Origin of the sequence: Marinomonas foliarum, from assembly GCF_016906065.1 — a bacterium.
GTDB lineage: Bacteria > Pseudomonadota > Gammaproteobacteria > Pseudomonadales > Marinomonadaceae > Marinomonas > Marinomonas foliarum.
Window position 1 is genome coordinate 2,097,509 of record NZ_CP070273.1, and the last position, 18,769, is coordinate 2,116,277.

General features: G+C 44.6%; 13 protein-coding genes. 8 read left to right on the top strand and 5 right to left on the bottom strand.

Annotation, left to right across the window (positions count from 1 at the left end):
* The first annotated feature begins 4 nt into the window (after window positions 1–4).
* Window positions 5–1,669, top strand: coding sequence for a tannase/feruloyl esterase family alpha/beta hydrolase (locus JSY38_RS09695; RefSeq protein WP_114410566.1), 1,665 nt, complete (start codon window positions 5–7; stop codon window positions 1,667–1,669).
* 13 nt (window positions 1,670–1,682) lie between these two features.
* On the opposite strand, the gene JSY38_RS09700 is transcribed toward JSY38_RS09695, so the two are convergent.
* On the bottom strand, window positions 1,683–2,432 hold the full coding sequence (locus JSY38_RS09700) for an SDR family oxidoreductase (protein ID WP_205113082.1): 750 nt from the start codon (window positions 2,430–2,432) through the stop codon (window positions 1,683–1,685).
* A gap of 202 nt (window positions 2,433–2,634) precedes the next feature.
* Between JSY38_RS09700 and JSY38_RS09705 the strand changes: the two genes are divergently transcribed.
* The 5 genes from JSY38_RS09705 to JSY38_RS09725 all read left to right on the top strand — a co-directional run bounded on the left by JSY38_RS09705 (window position 2,635) and on the right by JSY38_RS09725 (window position 7,516).
* Window positions 2,635–3,060, top strand: coding sequence for a MarR family winged helix-turn-helix transcriptional regulator (locus JSY38_RS09705; RefSeq protein ID WP_114410568.1), 426 nt, complete (start codon window positions 2,635–2,637; stop codon window positions 3,058–3,060).
* Between the two features lie 24 nt (window positions 3,061–3,084).
* Entirely contained in the window at window positions 3,085–4,149 is a 1,065-nt protein-coding gene (locus tag JSY38_RS09710) for an HlyD family secretion protein (protein ID WP_114410569.1), read from the top strand.
* A gap of 10 nt (window positions 4,150–4,159) precedes the next feature.
* Entirely contained in the window at window positions 4,160–5,686 is a 1,527-nt protein-coding gene (locus JSY38_RS09715; RefSeq protein WP_205113083.1) for a DHA2 family efflux MFS transporter permease subunit, read from the top strand.
* 170 nt (window positions 5,687–5,856) lie between these two features.
* On the top strand, window positions 5,857–6,465 hold the full coding sequence (locus JSY38_RS09720) for a gamma-glutamylcyclotransferase family protein (RefSeq protein ID WP_114410571.1): 609 nt from the start codon (window positions 5,857–5,859) through the stop codon (window positions 6,463–6,465).
* Window positions 6,455–7,516: a class I SAM-dependent methyltransferase gene (locus JSY38_RS09725; protein WP_205113084.1), complete on the top strand. Its 1,062-nt coding sequence runs from the start codon at window positions 6,455–6,457 to the stop codon at window positions 7,514–7,516. The genes JSY38_RS09720 and JSY38_RS09725 overlap by 11 nt, the downstream gene beginning before the upstream one ends.
* A 120-nt stretch (window positions 7,517–7,636) precedes the next feature.
* Here JSY38_RS09725 and JSY38_RS09730 read toward each other — a convergent pair whose 3' ends face one another.
* Window positions 7,637–8,254, bottom strand: coding sequence for a LysE family translocator (locus tag JSY38_RS09730; RefSeq protein WP_205113085.1), 618 nt, complete (start codon window positions 8,252–8,254; stop codon window positions 7,637–7,639).
* Between the two features lie 238 nt (window positions 8,255–8,492).
* Between JSY38_RS09730 and JSY38_RS09735 the strand changes: the two genes are divergently transcribed.
* Together JSY38_RS09735 and JSY38_RS09740 are read left to right on the top strand one after the other, a co-directional pair.
* A complete protein-coding gene (locus tag JSY38_RS09735) occupies window positions 8,493–8,951 on the top strand; it encodes a YehS family protein (RefSeq protein ID WP_114410574.1) in 459 nt (152 codons plus the stop codon).
* 185 nt (window positions 8,952–9,136) lie between these two features.
* Window positions 9,137–10,201, top strand: coding sequence for a hypothetical protein (locus JSY38_RS09740; RefSeq protein WP_205113086.1), 1,065 nt, complete (start codon window positions 9,137–9,139; stop codon window positions 10,199–10,201).
* A 68-nt stretch (window positions 10,202–10,269) separates the two neighbouring features.
* Here the strand turns inward: JSY38_RS09740 and JSY38_RS09745 are convergent, their stop codons facing one another.
* The 3 genes from JSY38_RS09745 to JSY38_RS09755 form a co-directional block, all read right to left on the bottom strand.
* Window positions 10,270–11,226, bottom strand: coding sequence for an AraC family transcriptional regulator (locus JSY38_RS09745; RefSeq protein ID WP_114410576.1), 957 nt, complete (start codon window positions 11,224–11,226; stop codon window positions 10,270–10,272).
* A 272-nt stretch (window positions 11,227–11,498) separates the two neighbouring features.
* Window positions 11,499–13,787: a penicillin-binding protein 1C gene (pbpC, locus tag JSY38_RS09750; RefSeq protein WP_275586978.1), complete on the bottom strand. Its 2,289-nt coding sequence runs from the start codon at window positions 13,785–13,787 to the stop codon at window positions 11,499–11,501.
* On the bottom strand, window positions 13,787–18,649 hold the full coding sequence (locus JSY38_RS09755; RefSeq protein WP_205113088.1) for an alpha-2-macroglobulin family protein: 4,863 nt from the start codon (window positions 18,647–18,649) through the stop codon (window positions 13,787–13,789). Before JSY38_RS09755 ends, pbpC begins: the two co-directional genes overlap by 1 nt.
* Window positions 18,650–18,769: the final 120 nt, after the last annotated feature.

Genomic DNA, 18,769 nt, shown 5'->3' on the forward strand with positions numbered 1-18,769 from the left:
GTGAATGAAAATGCTTTTGACTGTGACGGCATCAATTGCTGTTTTGCTTATTTTTGCTGCAAACCCTCTTTATGCGAATGTAGAGAATTGCCAAGCACTCGTCTCCAAAGCGCCTAAAAACGTAGACATTAAGACCATAATGATGAGAGCTGATAAGGATGTCCGGAGCCCGTATTGTTTAGTATCCGGTGTTATGGCTCGGCGTATGGGTGTTGATAACAAGTTTTATTCGATCAAATTTGAGTTACGTTTACCGAACCTTTGGCAGGGTCGTTTTGCCTATCAATTTAATGGCGGCAACGACGGTGAGGTTAAGCCTGCATTAGGTAAAATAACAGGTTTGCTTAACTCTCAGTACGCGATTAACCAAGGCTTTGCTGTTGTTTCAAGCAATGGTGGCCATGATTCAAGAGCATATCCTGCAATGGGGTTAGCCGGTGGAGCCGCTTTTGGTCATGATCCTGAAGCGCGTCGAGATTACGGCTATGGTGCAGTACAAAAACTCAACCCTGTTGCTCGATCTTTAGTCGAAAGTTATTACCAATCTCCGGTCCAATATGCTTATGGACTTGGTCAGTCGAACGGTGGTCGTATGGCGATGGTGGCCGCTTCTCGGTTTCCTGAGATGTTTGATGGGCTGTTAGTTGGCTACCCAGGTTTTAATTTACCAAAAGCAGCTCTACAACATGCCTGGGATATTCAAGCGTTACGTCGTGTCAATGATGATATCGGCCAAGCTTTGAGCAAGCGTGATTTAACGTTTTTTACCAACCAGTTACTAACCCAATGCGATACATTGGATGGAATTAGTGATGACTTGATTTTTGCGGTGGATGCCTGTCAGAAGGTATTCAATCCGAAGGCATTGGTCTGTAAAAACGACTTGGATAGAAATTGTCTTTCATTGAATAAGGTTGCGGCATTGATGCGCATGCACATGGGGCCTCACAATTCTAAAAACCAAGCGCTATACACGGATTGGGTTTATGACAGCGGCATTCGTTCTAACAACTGGCGGATGTGGAAACTGGAAAGTGAAAGTTCCGCGTGGAGCAATAAGCCAATTAGCTTAGTTATGGGAGGGGCTTCCTTAGCACATATTTTTACCACTCCATATTCTAATGTGCCTGGCGACGTGTATTCATTGGAAAACTACTTACTAAACTTTGACTTTGATAAAGACGCACCGAAAATATTTGCGACGAATAATCAATTCAAAGAATCTGCTATGTCTATAATGACACCGCCAGATGCTGCCAAGCCAAAGCTAACGGGGTTTCACAATAACGGTGGAAAAATGATTATTTTTCACGGCAATAGTGACCCTGTTTTCTCTGTAAAAGACACGGTACGTTGGTATGATTTCTTGGACTTTACCCTTGAAGGTCGAGCTTCTGAGTTCGTGCGTTTATATCGTGTCCCAGGCATGCCTCATGGCCAAGGTGGTTTATCTGTGGACCAGTTTGATATGCTTCAGCCACTAATTTCGTGGGTAGAACGCAAGGCTGCACCTCATAGTGTGGTGGCAGCAACACGGCTGGATAATCCGGAAATTACAGCACGTATGGCTGATTTAACTCGCCCTCTATGCCCTTACCCCTCTTATGCGAAATATCGTCAAGGCAGTTTGCAGAAGGCGAGTTCATTCCAGTGTGTCGTGAGTAAATAAAACTATGCTGCTTTTAGCGGCCACCACCGACATCAATAAAGCCACCAGTGGAATAGCTGGATTTGTCGCTGAGGAACCAGAGAATCGCTTCGGCGACCTCTTCTGGCTGTCCTCCGCGTTGCAGCGGTAAATTAGGCCCTATGCGATCCACTCGTCCTGCTTCGCCGCCATCGGCGTGCATGTCGGTGTATATCAAACCAGGTCTGACCACGTTAACTCGAATGCCATCGCTAGCCACTTCTAAGGCAAAGCCCTTGGAGAAAGAATCTACCGCACCTTTGCTAGCGGCGTAGTCTACGTACTCATTTGGTGATCCATAAACAGAGGCAAGAGACGACACATTGACGATAGCGCCACCTTCACCTCCTTGGCTCTTAGCCATGTCTTGAAAGGCTTCTTGGCAGCAATGCATGGTGCCAAAGACATTGGTTTGAAAGACTCGCTGCCAGCGTTCTGGTTGGGTATCCACAAAGCGTGCTTGTTGATCTAGTACCCCGGCACTATTCACTAAAGCCTTAATCGGCCCCCAGTTACGTCGAATTGTGGCAAACATCTTACTGACTTGTTCAGTGTTGCTTATGTCCGCTTGTATGCAATGTGCTATTCCGCCAGATGCGATTATGTCAGTGGCGACGTTTTCTGCAGAAGTCGCATCTTCTCGGTAGTTGATAATAACTTCATAGCTGTGTTGGGCCGCGAGTTTAGCCGTCGCTGCGCCTATGCCTCTCCCACCACCAGTAATCAAAAGTATGGGTAATTTCAAATCACTCTCCTTGTTGTTTTAGTTACTCTTCACAATAACGTGCCTACTTGACTAAAACCAGACTCTGACTCCTCTGATATTAAGGATTTTTAAACGATTATTTTTCATAAACTGAGGAAGTATTAGGCATCTTTATAAAGCCAGATTGAATATAGTAAGTAATATATATAATAATCATAAGATATTAAATTTGGTGGTTTTAATGCAAACAAACAACATTGGTTTTCTTCTAACAGACATCATTCGTCTCATGCGTAGAGAGTATTTAAAAAGCGATCTCTGTATGACCCCAATGCAAGCGCGGGCACTGGTATACGTTTCTCATTACGAGGGTATTCGACAAGTGCAATTAGCTGAAATGCTGGATATTCAGCCCATTACGCTTGCTCGTCTAATCGACCAATTGTCGGAAGATAATTTGGTCGAGCGTCGTCCAGACCCAAAAGACCGTCGTGCCTATGGATTGTATTTAATGGCGAAGTCGGCGCCATTGTTAGAAAAAATCGATGTTGAGGTGAAGCGTGTTCGTGAGAAAGCGCTACAAGGCTTAACAGATGAGCAAGTCACTGTTCTTCAGGATGCGCTCTCTGTCATGCATACAAATTTATCAATTGACTCGTCATTATAGAATTTACTTGGGGAAATACTGGAAATGAGTGAACAAGAAAATAATCCATCTGTTTCAAAACAAGTGGAAAAACGCACGACTCGTCGTACTTTATTAGTGGCATTGCCTTTAGTGGTTATTTTAGCTTCTGTGTTTGTTTATATGAAAGGCGGTCGCTATGTTGAAACAGACAACGCTTATGTCCAATCAGATATAACGACAATAAACCCCGAAGTATCAGGGGCGATCCAGTCTATTTCAGTTAAAGAGAACCAAAAAATCGAAAAGGGTCAGCTGTTATTTAGAATCGACCCAACCTCTTTTAAAGTGGCCGAAGCCAAGGCGCAAGCACAACTACAGCAAGTTCGTCTGAATTTATTGGAGCAAAAAGCTGCTTATGAAGAGAAGAAAGCTGAAATTCAATTAGCAGAGAAAAAATACACATTTAGCCAACGTGAAGAAAAGCGCCAAGGTAATTTGTTAAAGCAAAAATTCGTTTCTGATACGCAGTATGATCAAGCTCAACAAGCTGCTGAAGTCAGTGAATTGAATGTCACTACCTTGAAAAAGGACTTGTTCCGTTTGAAAGAAGCGTTAGGCGGTGACCCAAGTGCGCCACTGGAAGACCACCCAAGCTATCAAGCTGCCCAAGCGGCATTAGATCAGGCACGAATTGATCTTGCTCATATTGATATAAGGGCACCTGCCTCTGGTGTAGTGGCAAAAGTTCCTAATAGTGGTGAATACATTACAGCTGGCTCAATCTCAATGGTGTTGGTGTCTGATGAAAAGCAATGGATTGAAGCCAACTTCACCGAAAAAGATTTGAGCTATGTAAAAGAAGGACAAGACGTTGAAGTAGAGGTAGATGCCTATCCAGGTTTGGTTCTCTCTGGCAAAGTTGAAAGTATCAGCCCTGCAACTGGCGCTAGTTTTTCAGTTATCCCTGCCGAAAATGCCACTGGTAATTGGGTAAAAATAGCACAGCGACTCATGGTAAAAGTATCCGTAGATGAGAAGCCAGGCACACCCGTGTTGCGTACAGGCTTTAGTGCAAATGTCACCATAGATACAGAACATCATCGACGTTTGCTCGGTGTAGCTTTGTGAGGCGATAGTTATGGCGGCGACACAAAGCGTACAACCTAAAAGTGCTGGTACAACTCGTATCATGATTACGATATCGGTGATGCTGGCAACCATTATGCAAGCGTTAGACACCACAATTGCCAATGTTGCATTGCCGAATATGAAAGGAGCAATGGGAACGACTCAGGATCAGATTTCTTGGGTCTTAACGTCTTACATTGTTGCGGCCGCTATTTGTATGCCACTTACAGGTATTGTGGCTGCAAAGATTGGTCGTAAGCGTTTGTTTATGTGGTCTGTTGTTGGTTTTACTGTGACTTCGATCTTATGTGGTGCAGCCCAATCTTTAGATCAAATCGTCTTCTTTCGATTGCTACAAGGGGTCTTTGGCGCAAGCTTGGTGCCCTTGTCTCAATCTGTATTACTTGATACTTACCCGAAAGAAAAGCACGGCTCAGCCATGGCTATGTGGGGTGTGGGTGTCATGGTTGGGCCAATCTTAGGGCCTTATCTTGGTGGCTTATTGACCGAATATTACAGCTGGCGCTGGGTGTTTTACATTAATGTGCCCTTTGGCATCGTTGCTTGGCTTGGTCTTGCTGGTTTCTTAGAAGAGTCACCGTTGGATAAAAAGCGCAGCTTTGACCTTTATGGCTTTGTGTTACTTGGCATTGCCATCGGTAGTTTGCAGATGATGCTTGACCGGGGAGAATCTCAAAGCTGGTTTGAAAGTCTAGAAGTTATCATAGAGGGCATGCTCGCCGTTGTTTGTGGTTATATGTTTCTGGTTCATATTTTCACCCATGATCACCCCTTTATTGACCCTAAGATGTTCCATGATCGAAACTTTAGTGTCGGCATGGTGTTTATCTTTATCGTTGGGGTAATTCTATTATCATCAATGGCATTACTGCCGCCATTTATGAGTTCTTTGATGGGGTATCCAGTGGTCGACATAGGTGCAATTTTGGCGCCGCGTGGCTTTGGTACTATGGGGGCGATGATAATCGTCGGGCGTTTAGCTAACAAAGTGGATGCTCGCTATTTCATTTCCTTAGGTTTGTCACTGATTACCTTTTCTATGTGGGAGATGACGCTGTTTACGACAGAAGTCACCGCATGGGACATCATACGTACGGGGATGGTGCAGGGTGTTGGCTTAGGCTTTATTTTTGTGCCTCTATCAACCATTAGTTTTGCCACACTGAACCCTAAATATCGTAACGAAGGCACGGCGATGTTTAGTTTGCTGCGTAACATTGGTAGCAGTATTGGTATATCTGTAGTGACAACCTATTTGGCACAACGCTCGCAAATTAACCACGCTGCATTTGCAGACTATATCAACCCATTTAATCTTGGGTTGCAAATGGCTCAAGAAAGTGGGGTATATAATACTGCCACAACAGCGGGGTTAGCTGCGATAAACCAAGTTGTGACGGTTCAAGCGACCACTCTAGCGTACCTTCAAGATTTTCGTCTAATGATGTGGGTATCTGTTGCGGCAGTGCCTTTGGTTTTTCTTCTGAAAAGTCCTGCGAAAAAATCTCCGGCTTAAATTGACAACAAAAAATCTAGATTTCACTTCAATAGCCCTGATTTTTCAGGGCTTTTTTATTGTAATCAACGACTATGAGTATTACTCCTTATCGATCAATTCTGACATAAGCTAGCACTGTCTAAAGGCACACGTTATCATGCGGCAATTGGTTCTGTCTGGAGGTAAATATGAACTCATTAGATCGACATTTTATTTTGGGCTATGGCAGTCTAATCAATGGCGAAAGCCGCGCAAAAACTGGAGAAACTGGCAATGTATGGCCTGTTAAGCTTCATGGATTTGAGCGTCATTGGTCAGTGATGTCTGTCGATTATGGAATGAGTTCAGTAGCCGTTGTTCATGCTCCAGAAAAAGCCTGTAATGGGGTGTTGGTTGAAGTGCCTTTTGATCAATTTCCCTTGTTCGATGAACGTGAACAAGGCTATCAGCGAGCAAAGATTGATGCTGAACAACTCACCACCTATCAAGATGACCCACTGCCAGCGGGGACTTATTGGGTTTATCACACCCATGACGTGGTTGAGCCGCATCAAGAATGTCCGATTGCTCTAAGCTATCTCGATGTTATTTTGTCTGGCTGTTTAGAACATGGCGATGCGTTTACACAGGACTTTTTAGTCTTAACTCGAGGTTGGACATCGCCTTTGCTAAATGACCGGCAAGCACCACGCTACCCAAGAGTACAACCAGATCTTCCTACAGAGCGCTTAAATATATTACTTGCGCCTGTAACCACCCTTTCTATAAAAGAGCTATCTGTAACTTATGAATCTTAACTCGACGAGCCAATTGTTGGCACGCAACGAAGAAGAATTGGTTGGCAAAGTTTTATTTGCTAACCCTGAAGACACTTATCCATTGGATTTAAGCAGAAAGGCGGATGTGTCCGCGTGGTGCCAATCTAAAACCTTTTATGATGCTCTGTTGCGAGTCGGCTTTGTAGAGGAGAAGTTATTCTTGTCTGCTCAGTGGGCATTGGAAAATGGCAGTGATTTTGATCATGTTGTGATTTATCAGCCAAAAGCCAAAGAATTGCTCGACTACCTAATTGCAGCAGCTTTGCCTCTGCTAAAAGATGGCGGTCAGATATGGCTGGTGGGCGACAATAAGAGTGGCGTGAAATCGTCTATGAAGCGCTTAGAAGCGGGTCTAGACGAAGTAGGTAAAGTTGACGGGGCCAAACATTGCCTGCTGTACACTGGCTACAAGCGCCGCCCAGCGAAGACATTTGTATTTGAAGATTGGATCGTTACTTGGAAACAAGATATTGCAGGCCAAAGCTTCTCTTTATGCAGTTTGCCTGGTGTTTTTGGCCATGGAAAGCTTGATAAAGGTACGAGTATTTTATTAAACCAATTGAATGAACATCGTTTTATGAGCGATGTAGCCAATGCGCGTATACTCGACTTTGGCTGTGGCGATGGCATTATTTCCCTTTGGTTGCATAACAAAACAGGCGCGCATATCACAGCGCTAGATGACAGTGTTTTAGCGTTGAAAGCGACCGAGCTGACTTTTGCTGCGAACCAAATCAGCGATGCTGTTACCTTGATCGCTTCGAATGGCTTAAGTGAAGTAAAAGGCCGCTTTAACTACGTCGTGACTAATCCACCGTTTCATACGGGCGTTAACACCGACTACAGCATAGCGGAAAGCTTCTTTATGGGAGTTAAACAGCATCTTACCTTAAACGGTGAGCTGTTTGTGGTTGCCAATGATTTTTTGCGTTACCCGCCAATTCTTGACGCGGCGTTAGGATCGCATACTCGCCTTTATCGCGATAAAGGCTTTGCTATCTATCACGGCCGCCAACCTAAGAAGAAGTAATGCTTTAAGCGATAACGGAACTAAAAAAACGCCCATTTTCGAAAATGGGCGTTTTTTTGTGTCTTTAGCAGGGGCGATTTTTAAGTGTGTGCGTTGTATTCAGAAAATCTTCTGCATAGTTTAACGGTCGGTCAGTGCGAGTTTTATACCTAATAGTGCAAAGCTTGCAGCAAAGGTTTGTTGTAGGTATTTGGTGATTTTAGAGGAGCCAATTAAATATTGACGAGCTTTGCTTGCGAGCATGCCGTACAAAATGAAAATAAGGAGCGTCATCGCCATAAAAATACCACCAAGTAGTAACATTTGACTGGTTGCTGAGCTCATACTAGAAGAAATAAATTGCGGCAAAAAGGCTAAGAAGAAAATAGTGAGTTTTGGGTTTAATACATTGATTAAACAGCCTTTTAAAGCAATTTGTACTGAGTTTACTTTCAGCTCTTTTTTATTTTCTAGTTGCACTCCGCCTGTGTCCTTCCACATACACCAAGCTAGGTACAACAAGTAAGCAACACCAATAAATTTAATAACTTGAAAAGCCAAAGCGCTGGTATGAAGAATCACAGCGAGACCGAAAATACTGGCTAACATCGAAGGTAATATACCCAAAGTACAGCCTAATGCTGCAGCGAATGAGGCGCGGATGCCCAGAAAAATCCCAGTAGAAATAGTGTAAATAACGCCTGTACCGGGAATGAGAACTAGAATTAGGGACGTGATTAAAAACTCTATACTAATCATAAGTAATATCCTTTTATAGTGGATCCTGATATGGGTTTTGATAACATCAAATCGCTATCTTAAAACTTATAAAGTAACTAGTTTGATGTCTACTTAATATAACGAAAATATAACATCAATACCTGTATGAAATTGATGATATATTTGCGTATCTGGTGACATTGATAGGTATCTTCTACGACATCTGCTAGAGTCTCGCCTTAGTCATATTCATGCCCCCTAACACTAGGAAATCATTTTGAACAACAACGATATTTTACGCCGCCTTCGCTACACTTTTGATCTAAAGGAGCTAGAGATAGTAGATATCTTTGCTGCGGCAGATGGCATTGCTTCACAAGAGCAAGTCACCAGCTGGCTAAAAAAAGAAGACGATGCAGGCTATGTTGAAATGATTGATGTAGAAATGGCGACCTTCCTAAATGGCTTTATTAACACGAAACGTGGCAAGCGTGAAGGCCCGCAGCCAGTGCCTGAAAAACGCCTAACGAATAACGCTATTTTTATGAAGTTACGCATCGCCTTGAATCTGCAAGCAGAGGAAATCCTCGATATTATGTCGCTAGCAGAGTTCAACCTTAGCAAACATGAGCTAAGTTCTTTTTTCCGCAAGCCAGATAACCGCCATTACTGCGAATGCAAAGACCAAATCTTGCGTAACTTCCTGATGGGATTGCAAAAACAGTTTCGCGTGTAATTTCTAATCTTTTAGAACTTCGTGCTTTCAATAAAAAAGCTGCTGCCGACTAGGTAGCGGCTTTTTTATTGTCTTTTCACCCAATGTACAAAGATTGCACTATATGGATATTTGGATGAGCAATCCTCTGCGATATTGACCCTCTAATTATAAATATAAATGTTAGTAAGTAGGGTGGTATTCATATGTTGATTAAAAACAAAGTCGCACAAGCGGTTATTATTGCAGGCTTATCTTCTCAAGGTTTTGCGCTTGAATTGGGTGATTTTAATGGTACTCAATTTAGTGTTGGTGGTTATCTTAAGGCTGAGGGTGTGTTTAACAACCCAGATGAGAGCCGTAGTACGTTTGAAAGCAGTGCTAGTCAGTCACGCTTGAATTTTACCACTAGCCGTCAAGAAGGCGACCATAAACTGAAAGGCTTTATTGAAGGTGATTTCCGAGGCGCTTCTTCAGTATTTCGTCTTCGCCACGCAACATTGACGGTTGATAATTTAACGGTGGGTCAGACTTGGACTGGGCAGTTTTTCGCCAATGCACCTTTTGATACTGAAATGATTAACTTTTATGGAACGGGTATTGGTACGGTTTCAGGGAACGGAGCAGTAGTCCGACCTGACCTTGTTGCGCATTATGCAAAGGGTGGTTTGCGATTAACGGCACAGGATCCTCTTTATAGTCATGCAAGCCTTCCTGATTTGGTTGTCGGATACACACATAGAACCGCCGAAGGCCATGCTTATAACGTGTCGGTTACAGGTAGAGACGTCGACACAACGCCGTCTGATACAAACGATAGTGAGTCGAAATTTGGTGCCGCATTGTCTTTGGCTGCAAAGCTGAAATTTGGTGATACAAGCGTATCTGTAAGCGGCTTCTCTGGTACGGGTGCCGCAATTTATGCTGGTTGGGGTTACAACGGAGCTGCTGGAACTGCTGGTTCTGCTGAATTAGATGGTAATGGCGATCTATTGACGGTCACTGGTTTTTCAGCGGGCGTTGGTCATAAGTTGAGTGATAAGCTACGAGCGAATCTACGCTATGGTCAAGTGTCTACAGATGCTTCAAGCTTGGCTGATGATACGCTAACCATCACCACAGCCAATATGATTTATACATTCCTTCCAGGGCTTGATATTGGTGTTGAGCTACGAGACCAAAGTGCGGCGACTAATGGTGCTGCGAGCGGTAGCATTGTAACGCGTCCTGCTGGACAGCAAGTCGAAATCATGGCGATGTACAAGTTCTAATACAAGAGCACTAGCAAGAACAGACTGGGCCTTACCCTTTTGCCTAGTCTGTTTTTTTTAGCTCTAGGTTAATGAGTAAAATGCCTTAGCGTTTGAGAAGGCAATTCCCCAATTTGTTCTCTGTATTGAGCTGAGAATCTCCCCAAATTTGTAAAACCATACTCCAGCGCGACTTGTGTCACATTTCTAATGCGTTCATTGTTTTTTAATTCGGAGTGAATGCTTTCTAATTTTAAACGGCGTATGTAAGCGGACGGCGTTAGCCCTGCTTCTCTTTCAAAGAGGTTATACAAGGATTTGCGACTAATCTGGCATACCTTGGCTAATTCATCGATTGTTATGTCTGCTGTAATATTATCCAGTACATAATTCCGCACGCGCTCGACATGACGGTGAAGTGACAAAGTAGACTGAGGCTGGGTAAAGTTGCTCTTGAACATGGTTAGAATTGCACTATTAAATAGTCGACAGTAGTAAATCAATGCTCGGTCGCAAAGAGTGCGTTTATCCTGCTGTAACATGTCATTAAGCAGGTTAAATAAAGGCCCTGTCATTGGGAATACATTGGCTTTATGTTCGAATTGAATTGGGTCTTTTGTCGTTACATAGCCGAACTTTCGTGCGGTTTGGTGTAAAAAATCCGTTGGGATTTTAACAATAAGCTTTCGGCAGCTTTTGGAGTTGTTTGATTCAAATCGAGTGCCAGGCATGATTAAAATGGAGTCGCCGGCCCGCAATGTACGTACTTCATTATTAGATTTACCGATGCTATGGCCAGAGAGAATGATATGTAGGAAGTAAGCACTTGATACTTTAGACGCACGAATATTTGTGCTGGTGCCAGCTTCGTATTCTAAAATGGAAAGTGGCCCGAATTCCTTGAACGTTAACTTTGCAAGTTTCTGGAGCGGGGAGCTCTGGATGAAATAATACTCCCCAAACGCCTTATCTCGTAAAATGTTTGTTAGCGTTTGCGAAGAAGCTTCTGCGACATGAAGGTCGTAGATAGAAAAATCAAACTTCATATTTACACCAATGCATTAATTATTTTTATAAGTTAGCAATCTAGGTAAAACTTTGAATTCGTTTTACTGCGCCTATGAAGTGTAATGCTTGGTGGTTTGACTTAGTCATCCAATTTTGAGGTTAGTACATCAATTATTGATATAGTAAACAATATTCCTGTAAATTATTTTTCTGACAGATGATAAGAAGTGATGAGAGACCTAGGAGTAATCAATTTGATAGCAAGAGAGTGGAAAGCCTGTTGTCTAATGGCGAAAAACGGCTTCATTTTCTAATAGAGAAGAACCGAGAATTCGACTTGGTCTCTTGAGCCCGCTTGGTCTATTAACGTGAGTTGATAGTTGCCGGATTTTAGGTCTTTTAATGTGGCTTTTCTTTGCTGCTCTGGTAACAGAACGCCGTTTAAAAACCAGTAGAAAGGCGCTTCGCCTCCTTCGGCTGAAATGCGGATATTGCGATTTTGTTGCTTAGGTAGCTGGAACGCATCTTGATCTGTGAGTCCATGGATACGGACTGCTGATTGGCGAATGATATTGCCTGTTGTTTCACATCTAGAGTCCCAGCTAGGTATCCGAGAAGATCGGTGTTGTTCTGGTGTTAGCCAGTTATCTAGCGGTGCAGGCCAAACGGTGACCTTTTGGCGTTTGGCTTCGATCTGACAGCTGATATTGACCCGTAACTTGGAATCATTCGCTTGCCAGAATTGAAATTCAGATTGGTTGAATGGCTGCTGTAGCGACGCAGTGTTGTACCAAGTCTTAGGAATGGTGCCATCGAGGATATAAGCGCTGTGGCTTTCCTCGCAATCCTTTTTAACCATGTCACCTTGTGGCCAGCATATGTCTACTTTGGACACGCTGTCGGGCATTTGTGGGGCTGGGCGCTGATCGTTTAGCCGTTGATAAATATTGTTTAATAATGGCACTGCGGTAACTTGGCCATAATGGCCGGGCATGGGAACACCATCGGGTCTGCCAATCCAAACGCCTAATGTGTAGTGCTGGCTCACGCCAATCGCCCAGGCATCGCGGAATCCATAGCTTGTGCCGGTCTTCACCGCTAAGCCAGAAACAGAATCTGGATTATCTAATAATATTTTTCGAATAACCCAAGCTGCGCCCTCGCTCAACAGCGGTTGCTGTGATTGTGGGTCGGTAGGACTAAAACGCAGATGTCGTGCTTGGCCTTTGTTCCCAAGGCTGGTGTAGGCATAGACAAGATCTTCTAAGTCAGAGCCAACGCCACCGAGAGCCACCGCCAGATTAGGCTTTGCCCCGATCGGAAGCTTCAACTCGATGCCTGCTTTTTGCATTTTTAAGAAAAAGTAAATGGGCTTGAGCTGTTCCAATACTTGTACCGCGGGAATATTCAGGCTTTTTTGCAAAGCATGGGTGACGGAAACTGGTCCACTGACGCCACCGTTGAAGTTGTCGGGTTGATAGTCCCCGAACTTGAGTGGCACATCCATCAATAAGCTTTCGCTATGAATTAAGCCTTCATCCAATGCTATACCGTAAATAAAGGGTTTAAGTGTTGAACCTGGCGAGCGAGTAGCCTGAACCATATCCACGTAAGCGAAACGGCTGCTGTCATTGAAATCCGCCGATCCTGCGTAGACTTTTACCTTACCTGTTTGGTTTTCGACAACCAAGGCTGCAGCCGAGACTTTTTGCCCAATACCATGGACATAATTTCTCAGCAGGTTACTGATCTGACCTTGCCATTGAGAGTGGATAAAGGTTTTGATCTGAGGTGCTGTGCTTTGTGTTACTAATCGGCGGGCGAGCAATGGCGCTGATTGGTAATCTTGTTTGGTTATGGTGGGAATGTCTTCGATTAATGCATCGTTTAAGCGCTCTGTTGACCACTCTTCCAGTGTTACTAAACGGCGCATTAACTTGTTCCGAGCTTGCTGGGCGCGTTCGTTATGTCGATCTGGTCGGTAATAGCTGGGTGCTTGTGGCAAAACTGCTAAGAGAGCCGCTTGGGCGTCTGTTAGTTGTTTCACCTTATGACCAAAGTAACCCAAGGAAGCGGCTTGAATGCCTTCGTAGGTGCCACCAAAGGGCGCATGGTTGAGATAATAGGTGAGGATGTCTGCTTTGCTAAAATGCCACTCTAATTGCAGAGCACGGACGATTTCTTTGAGTTTTCCCCATACGGTTCTGGGTTCTGGGTAACGTATGCGAGCCACTTGCATGGTCAAGGTTGAGCCGCCAGAGACGATGTCGCCTGTGCTTATCCATTGCCAAGTGGCGCGAGTGAGAGCAAACACATTGACGCCAGGGTGATGGTAAAAATATTGATCTTCGTAAGTAATGAGCGCTTCGAGGTAGTTTCGGGAAACCTCGTCTAATGTTACCGGAAAGCGCCACACGCCGTTTTCATCGGCAAAATTACGCAAAATCGAACCATCCTCGGCAAGAACGGTTTGGCTCAACGAGCGGGATTCCAAGTCGATCGGCACAAGCTTGTCGAATATCAAGAAAGACAAAAAAAACAGAATTCCGGCGATGGGCAAACAAACCCATAACCGGAATCGACTATTCAACAGCGCCATTAACGAGGCTGTATTTCCAAGGTCGTAATCGACGTACCAATGGCACGGTAATTAGGACGATACATGTCTTCTACAAAGGGCGGTGCGACCTGATAAGTCCCCGGCGTGACAGCACGAACTAGGTAATAGAGCTTCTTCACAGATTTATCGGAAAGGCTCACGGAAGCCAGAAAGCGATCATCTCGATACTCTTGATACAGCAGGTTGTTTTCACGGAAGTAACGACCAAGCGGCTTTTCGTAAATCATAATGCTGTCTAGATCGACGCTGGCATTGCTGAGGTTTTGGTTCTCTAATTCCAAGCCTGCTGGCAAAAGGTCAATCACCAAGGCGTCTGGGATGCGTAAGTCATCATCCACCGTAGACACATTCAATTCCACAATGAGCAAATCCCCACTGGTTAATGTGGTTGGTGTCGTCGGTTGACCTGTTAGGTCGTAATACTGGCGGCTAATGCGCAGCCCTTCGCTGTATGGCTCTGGGGTGTTTTTAGGTGCGCCTTGGTATTGCAGGCTGACATACAGTTTTTGGTCGTCTGCGGTAATGCCTTTGAGCTTGCGCAACTGGTCGGCATCAAATACAGAGTTGAATGCCTGTTCTTTTACTAGCGACTGTTCACCAGAAGGTAATTGGATGTTCGCACGCCATTTACTGTTGTTATTGGCGTACTGGCGAGCCACTTTTAATAAAGCGATGCGCTCTTGAGTGCTGAACCAGCGTTTGCTTTGTAGGCTCTCAATCATCTTATCAACTAGATCTCCGTCATCCAGTCCAAGCTCTAAGGCAACCGCAAGACTAAGGGCTTGATCGCGCACAATAGAGCCGTAATCACGATAATAAGCATACTGTTTGCGGTCAATCTTTAGAGCCAGTTCAAGTGCTGTTTGGGCTCTTGAAGTGTCATTTAATTGATGTAATGCACCTGCTAAGTGCATCCAAGCAAGTCCAGATTCGTTTAGTTCTGTTGTCGATGATTGATCATAGAGTCTACGAACGAAGCTCAAGCTAATGGCATCCGCTTTGGCTAAGACAAACGCAGCATAAGCACGATAAGAGAACTGATAATAATCAGAGCTTTCGCTCCACATATCGCTTTCAGGGTTATTGTTGACAAAGAAGGTCAATCTTTCGATGGCGCGTTTTAGCATATCATCATCAATGACAACGCCTTGTTTACGCGCATCGACTAAAAACTCTGTAGCATAAACGGTGCCCCACCGAGATTCCCAACTGCTCGAATCCCAGTAGCCAAAGCCGCCATTGCTCAATTGCTTTGACTTAAGTTTTTCGATTCCGTCCTGGATTTGCTTTAGACGGAAGGCTTCGCTAAAGGGTTGGTTAAATTCTTGTTCAATACTGTCATGCAAATCGAGCTGATTGACCATGTCTTCATTTAACAACAGCCAAGGGTAAGTCGAGCTGGTGGTTTGTTCTACGCAGCCATAAGGGTACTGTAACAAGTTTTCAAATTGGCTTCTAAAGTTGATCGCAGGGCGATTAGAAATCGTTAACATCGCTTGAACACTGTTGTCTCGCAATGAGCTGATATCAAAGCTCGGCTTCCACTGTTCGTCTGGCTCAAGCGTCGCACGTAATTGGTTCGTTGCCCAAGGATAAGGGCTTCGCACACCAAGTCGCCACGTTCGCGTGATATTGATGTCGTCGCCATTGGTGGCATTAAGTGTAATGACACCTTGGCCTTCCATGTCCGAGCCTTTGATAGGAATGGAAAGCACGGTTTTTTCTTTATCGGCAAGCTCTAGGTTCTGCTGCAAACCTTCGCTAATGATGGCGCCATTTACTTCTACACTGACATCAAATGTCTGCTTGGCATCGGAAAGGTTATGCAGGTCAATGCTGATTTGGCTCTTATCACCCATCGCAAGGAAACGCGGCATGGCAATTTGCGAGACAAGCTTGTCAGCGACAATCATTTCGTTGTGAGCGCTGCCGTAACTGTGATCACCATAGACCACGACCATCCATTCCAATTTGCCATTGAAATTAGGCAGATCAAAACTGACATCGGCTTCGCCATTGACGAGAGCAACCGGCTCACTCAGGAAGGAGATAATTTGCACATCAGATTTTGGCTTTTTACCGCCGCGGCTGAGTTCTGCATCAGATTCATTAAAGGCATCGCCACCAAATTTCTGGCGGATCATGTCATAACCTAGGTTATTTATGATCTTGCCATAGATATCGAAATACGCCGATTCAAAACGACGCGGCGCATAAAAATACTGCTCAGGTTGAGGTGGTTTATAGCGCGTAATATTCAGCACGCCTTTATCAACAAGAGCGACCGTTGCATAAAGCGGTTGATTCCCAAGTTCTGATACATTCGCTACCTTAATATGCGCGCTAACTACTTTGTTTGGCTGAACTTTTTCTTCGGTGGTCAGCTCTACGTCGGCAATGGCATCTGGGCGAATGATGGGTAAATGCACAATTCCTAAGGCGCGTTTTGGTGCGACTTCGGTGACTTGGTCCGCTGGCGTTAACACCATCGCTGTGACGTATAAGTCGTGTCGATTCCAATTCTGTTGTACATCGAAACTAACTTCATTTGTGCCTTTTTCGATGTTCTTATGCAGGCTGTATTGAACGCCATTAGTGGATTCCACATTAATAATGCCATCACCAGCAACAGGACTGGTTAAACGCAATGTTGCTTTATCACCGGGCTCGTAGTGATCTTTATCCAACGACATTTGCAACATGTCGGGTTTTAAATTGCTGCTGCTTTGGTTATCCCAACTCCACTCCGTTTCAAACTCAAAGGTGCTTTTGGCTCCCGTTTCAGAGGTGACTTCCAAAATATACGTGCCCCATTGCACAGGGAAATCGACGGTGACGGCGTCGTCTTTGACGGCAATATTTTCATTACCAACCGTATAAATATGGCTCTGATAATTCCAGTACCAGCCTCGGGATTCGTTGTATTCCCAGAAGTACTCTCGGTAATTTCGAGACAGGCGAACACTGAGTTTGTCAGCAACCGGTTCCCCTTCTTGATCGACACTCAATAACTTAAATTGCAGCGTTTCATTGGATGCAGGTCGACCTTTAAATAATGGCTGGATACCAACCAACTTTTCGAAGTCTGGTAACTGTATGACGCTCTGATTCCGAGTTACGGGGCGACCGCCACTTTCGTAAACGCTGGCGCTAACAAGATAGCGCAATGGCACTGGCGTGCTGGCCCAATTATCGGGGATGGAAATCATCCCTTTGCCATCTTTATCCAGTTTGATTGCGTCGGTTTTCAGCGTGCGGCCGTTGATTTTTTCGTTGGCATTGCCGAAGTAATAATCCTTTAGCGAAGGAAACGGTGTCGTCGAAGGTGTGACAGTGATAACCGCATCGGCATCATTGCCAGCAGCAGGCGCACCATAAAGGTAATCACCTTGGATAGGAACATAAAATTTGCTATTGGTGGGAGCATAGCGAGTTTGATTAGGAACATCATCGTAAAAGGACAGCGTCAGGGTTTCCGGTAAAAAATCTTCTACCTGAAACCAGTAAGTATCCACATAATCGTCATTAATGCTGACTTCAAGACGCCATTTTCCTGTTGGCGCGTTGTCGCCTAACTGGAAACCAGTTTGATAAAGATTGGTGCTGTCGGGCTGCCAAGTGAACTGTTTTTTGCGTTCGCCACGAGCATCGTAAAGTCGAGCTTGCAGTGGTAGATTCGCCACTTTTTGGCCGTCAAAATCTCGCAGTAATAAATTAATCGAAACGTTTTCACCAGGGCGATAAAGGTCTCGCGGGCCGTACATAAACATCTGGTAAGGGCGATGTAAGCTTGGCACATTTGGGTAGGCGGATAAGTCTAATTCATCACGGTCTAATTTTAAGAAGGTAATGCTGTCGCCATGACGAGCAACCACGGATTGTGGCAAGTCGTTGGTCGATAATTGGTAGCTGCCGTCTTGTCCACTTGTGGCGGCTTGATCGTGGGCCGCTTGTTTATCTGTTTTCGGCCACAAAAACCGTAGATTAACATTAGCCATTGGTTTTGCCGTGGCAATGGAGTGACTGTAAACCACCAAAGAGTCTTTGTATTTTCTGGCGTGTAAGCCGATGTCTGTGATGGTGAAAACTGCCGTGTCGTAGGCGTAGTCATAATCACCTGGCTTGCGGATAACGGCCACATAAATGCCCGGAGCATTCTTTTCTATGACGGGATCTAAATTTAAATTGTAGGTCTTACGTTGATTGGCTTTGGCATCATTTTCATAGCGTGCAGAATGGACCAAATCGGCGTATTGCTTTAGTCGTGTAAGGCTGTAGTAATCGTTCATTCCTTGCAATGATGTTTCATCAAGAAAACGGTCTAAAGCGTCATCACGAACCCGAAAGACATCTAAGTCCACCGACTTCTGATTGATAACAGTGACTGGAATGCCATTTTGAATATTACCGACAAGAAAGCTGCCTTTACCGGAAAAATTGGCGCCGGGAACGATTGCGCGGGTTTTAACGGTTCGTTCAAAGCTATGAAGGTTACCTTTACTGTCTTTCTCGGTCAGCACTTTTCCCGTAAGCGATTTTGGTTTGGTGTCGACTTTTATGGTGTATTCGGTGCTGGGTTCAACAAATGGCAGTACCCATTGGCGACCATTATTTTGCGGTATCCAGATATTGCCAGTGGTGGGATTGGGTGTCACAGAAATTGATTTGCTTAGGTCGCTTTGAGGGTCAATGGCTTCGGTAAAACGAATCACCAAGGCGGGAGCCTTGTCTTGAGTAGTTTCGCTGACATCAGAAATATAAAAATCCGCCGCGTGGAGCGTGCTGGAAAGCAGCAACAAACTCATCCAAATGAGGTGGAGACCGGATAGAACTGACCGCATGACAAGCATCCCTTTTGCGTTTATAGGCAATGGATTCTATAAGCTCATACAGTGGGTTACAAGGTGAATAGGTGATGGTCCATAGAGTAAAGAGCACTTAATAAAAAAACGCCCTTGCGG

Excerpts from the sequence above, each read along its gene's own strand:
- JSY38_RS09710 (WP_114410569.1), top strand. The coding sequence starts at position 3,085 with ATGAGTGAACAAGAAAATAATCCATCTGTTTCAAAACAAGTGGAAAAA.
- JSY38_RS09730 (WP_205113085.1), bottom strand. The coding sequence starts at position 8,254 with ATGATTAGTATAGAGTTTTTAATCACGTCCCTAATTCTAGTTCTCATT.
- JSY38_RS09740 (WP_205113086.1), top strand. The coding sequence starts at position 9,137 with ATGTTGATTAAAAACAAAGTCGCACAAGCGGTTATTATTGCAGGCTTA.
- JSY38_RS09725 (WP_205113084.1), top strand. The coding sequence starts at position 6,455 with ATGAATCTTAACTCGACGAGCCAATTGTTGGCACGCAACGAAGAAGAA.
- JSY38_RS09695 (WP_114410566.1), top strand. The coding sequence starts at position 5 with ATGAAAATGCTTTTGACTGTGACGGCATCAATTGCTGTTTTGCTTATT.
- JSY38_RS09705 (WP_114410568.1), top strand. The coding sequence starts at position 2,635 with ATGCAAACAAACAACATTGGTTTTCTTCTAACAGACATCATTCGTCTC.
- JSY38_RS09745 (WP_114410576.1), bottom strand. The coding sequence starts at position 11,226 with ATGAAGTTTGATTTTTCTATCTACGACCTTCATGTCGCAGAAGCTTCT.
- pbpC (WP_275586978.1), bottom strand. The coding sequence starts at position 13,787 with ATGGCGCTGTTGAATAGTCGATTCCGGTTATGGGTTTGTTTGCCCATC.
- JSY38_RS09715 (WP_205113083.1), top strand. The coding sequence starts at position 4,160 with ATGGCGGCGACACAAAGCGTACAACCTAAAAGTGCTGGTACAACTCGT.
- JSY38_RS09755 (WP_205113088.1), bottom strand. The coding sequence starts at position 18,649 with ATGCGGTCAGTTCTATCCGGTCTCCACCTCATTTGGATGAGTTTGTTG.
- JSY38_RS09720 (WP_114410571.1), top strand. The coding sequence starts at position 5,857 with ATGAACTCATTAGATCGACATTTTATTTTGGGCTATGGCAGTCTAATC.